We start from the raw sequence: 3,203 nt of genomic DNA on the forward strand, positions 1-3,203 counted from the left end.
CTCCAGGGCCGAGGCCTTGGCGTAGGTAATGTAGGGCATCACCCCGCCCGGGGCCTTGTAGGTGGCGCTGGCGGTGTAGGTGAACTTGTCCTTGCCGGCCTTCTGCTCGCCGGCGACCTGGTAGCTGAGCACGCCGGTGTCGTGCGAGGTGACGTCGTAGTCGTCCCACCGACCGCCGATCATCAGGTTCAGCTTCTCGGCGATCATGACGTCGGTCATGAAGAACACGCCCTTCTGCTTCCAGTCGGACTTGTTGTCGTTTTCCCAAGCCAGGCCGAGCACGCCGGCGCCCGTCTCGGTGGTGAACGGGCTGTCGATGATGTCGGTGGCCGTGGCGCCGTAGCTGATGTCACGACGGTCCAGGGCGATCACGCCGCTGTTGTAGCTTTCGCGCCGACGGCCCGAGAAGTCGCGGTACGAGGCGCCGATGAACGACTTGGCCGTGACCGCGCCGTCCGCGAACGTGTTGGCGAAGTCGTAGGTGACGCGGCCTTCCCACACCGAGCTGTCGAACCAGGCCGGATAGCCGTACGAGACGAAGCGCTTGTTCTCCTGGTCGTCATAGAAGAACTGCGCCTTGATGTTGCTGTCGGGCGACAGGCTCTTGGCCAGGTCGAAATACAGGGTGTTGGTGTCGGTCTTCGAGAAGTCGGCCGGGCTGATATAGACCGTGCGCGGCGACAGCTTCACCGTGCCCACGCCGGCGTCCAGGATGTGGGCCGCGTTGGTGTTGTAGAAGTTGTAGTACGGGATGTAGAGCGGGTTGAACGTCGGGTCGTAATAGTACGGGTTGGCGTTGTTGCCGCTGATCTCGTTCAGGGTCATCCGGCCGTTGTGGTCGCTATCGACCAGGGTCGTGTCGCGGCCGGTGGTGTAGGTCCCGTTGTCGATCAGGCTCTGGGTCAGGCGGTTCCAGCCGGGCGTCTGCACGTCGCCGTCCGAGTGGTACTTCATGCCGCCCAAAGCCGTGGTCCAGCCGTTGCCCAGGTCGAAGTCGGCCGAGAGCTCACCGGTCTGGCGACGCGGATAGATGCCCTTGTAGAAGCTGTGGCTGTCCTCGACCTCGCCATAGGCGTAGACGCCGCCGGTGACGGGTCCGAAGTTCACCGGCAGGCCCAGTTGGGCGGTGGCGTTCTTCTTGTTGTACGAGCCGTAGGTGGCCGTGACCTCGCCGGTCGGCTCCGACAGATAGCCGCCCTCGTTTTTGCCCGACTTCGGAATGAAGTTGAGCATGCCGCCCACCTTGCCCGAGCCGTAGATCGGGGTCGGCGGACCGCGCACGATCTGGATCTGGTCGGCCGCGCCGATCGGGGTGGAATAGGTGCCGCGGTTCTCGATGCGCTTGAAGCCGCGGAAGTAGTTCTCGGCCAGGGTGCCGCGAATGTTCAGCGCCCCGGGCACGCCGTAGAAGCTGGCGGTGTAGGTGCCGGGCGACACAGCGGTCAGGCCGTCGATGGTCTCGATGCCATAGCGCTGCAGGGTGGTGTCGCTGACGAAGCTGGCCGAGCGCGGCGTCTCCAGCAGCGGTTTGTCGATGCCGAACACCGTGTTGTTGGGTCGGGTCTCGATCAGACCCGCCTTGTCACGCGCCTTGACCACGATCTCGTCGACGGCGGTCGAAGCGTCGGCCGGATCCGCGGCCGTGTCGGCGGCGAAAGCGTGACCAGGCGACGCGGCGATGGACAGAGCGAGCAGAACAGCGACGGAAGATCCCGCCATCAAAAGCCGTTGGTTCGACATGGACGTCCTCGTTCGAGGTCGTCGCGCCCATCACCCGCGGTGATTATCCCCAGGACGACGCCTCTTGAGAACCAGCATCACCCAACCGCCGCCGTCCGGTGGGATCGACATCTGACATTTTGAACGAAATGTCGTCACCGCTCGCTTCTTGCTCAGTCCCCAGCCCTTTCCGCACGGCGAAGGTCAAGAAACTTGATCCACCGCGCACAAGGACCCGCCAGAAGCGTTGCGACTTGACCCGGCGTATCGGCGGGCGGCGACGGGGCTAGGCCGTGGCCCGCGCCGCCAGCACAGCTTCGCGCGAGACCCCGCCCTGCGCCTTCCGCTCGCTGTAGCGATCGACGAGGTGATCGGCGCGGTCGCGAGTCAGCAGCGTGAACTTCACCAACTCCWCCATCACGTCGACCACGCGGTCATAATAGGCCGACGGACGCATGCGCCCCGCCTCGTCGAACTCCTTGTAGGCCATGGCCACCGAGGACTGGTTGGGGATGGTGATCATCCGCATCCAGCGCCCCAGCAGGCGCAAGGTGTTGACGGCGTTGAACGACTGCGAGCCGCCGCTGACCTGCATCACCGCCAGGGTCCTGCCCTGGGTCGGCCGCACGCTGCCGATCTCCAGCGGAATCCAGTCGATCTGGGCCTTCATCACGCCCGTGATCGCCCCGTGACGCTCGGGGCTGCACCAGACCTGCCCCTCGGACCATTGCGACAGCGCCCGCAGTTCCTGGACCTTCGGATGGTCGGAGCCGGTGGCGTCCGGCAACGGCAGCTCGCGGGGATCGAAGATCCGCGTCTCGCACCCCATCGAACTCAGCAAACGGGCCGCCTCCTCCGTCAGCAACCGGCTGAACGAGCGTTCCCGCAGCGAACCATAGAGCAGCAGGATGCGCGGCGGATGAGTCGAAGGCTTCGCGACCTCCAGGCCCTCCACCGTCGGCGGAGCAAGGAACTGGGCGTCCAGGGCAGGCAGTTCGGTCATCGGGCGGTCATCCTCGAAAGCGTCTTCACCTCGTCACACATTTCCATCATATTGGAAATATGGAATTGAAAGCCGCCGCCGCCAACCTCTCCGCCTTGGGTCACGAGGGTCGCCTGGCGATCTTCCGCCTGCTGGTCCAGGCGGGACCGCAAGGCGTGGCGGCCGGCGAGATCGCCCGCCGCCTGGGCATGATCCCCAACAGCCTGTCGGCCAATCTGAACGTCCTGTCGCACGCCGGCCTGATCGGCTCACGTCGCGAGGGGCGCTCGATCATCTACGCCGCCGACTACGGCGCCATGAGCGGCCTGCTCGGCTTCCTGATGCAGGATTGCTGCGGCGGCGCGCCGGAGATCTGCGCGCCGCTGGAGGGCCTGATCGCCCGCGCGGCCTGCTGCGACTCCCCGACCGCCTCGTGACCGCCGCCTTCGATCTCAAACGCCGCCTGGCCGCCGAAGCCCTGGGCTCGGCTCTGCTGCTGGCC

At 65.7% G+C, this 3,203-nt stretch carries 3 protein-coding genes; 1 reads left to right on the plus strand and 2 read right to left on the minus strand.

Annotated features, from left to right (window positions below; translation table 11 throughout):
- Positions 1-1,740 (minus strand): TonB-dependent siderophore receptor (locus tag AC1DZ6_RS22080; protein ID WP_477099268.1); only part of this gene is annotated, 1,740 nt, incomplete at its 3' end.
- Positions 1,741-2,005: 265 nt separating this feature from the next.
- Entirely contained in the window at positions 2,006-2,722 is a 717-nt protein-coding gene (gene arsH, locus AC1DZ6_RS22085) for an arsenical resistance protein ArsH (RefSeq protein WP_477099269.1), read from the minus strand.
- 59 nt (positions 2,723-2,781) lie between these two features.
- On the opposite strand from arsH, the gene AC1DZ6_RS22090 reads away from it, so the two are divergent.
- Positions 2,782-3,138: an ArsR/SmtB family transcription factor gene (locus tag AC1DZ6_RS22090; protein ID WP_477099270.1), complete on the plus strand. Its 357-nt coding sequence runs from the start codon at positions 2,782-2,784 to the stop codon at positions 3,136-3,138.
- The last annotated feature ends 65 nt before the right edge of the window (positions 3,139-3,203 follow it).

Source organism: Caulobacter sp. P1_B12_2 (assembly GCF_056406675.1).

Bases quoted from the DNA above. Each gene is read 5' to 3' on its own strand.
- AC1DZ6_RS22090 (WP_477099270.1), top strand. From the start codon at position 2,782: ATGGAATTGAAAGCCGCCGCCGCCAACCTCTCCGCCTTGGGTCACGAG.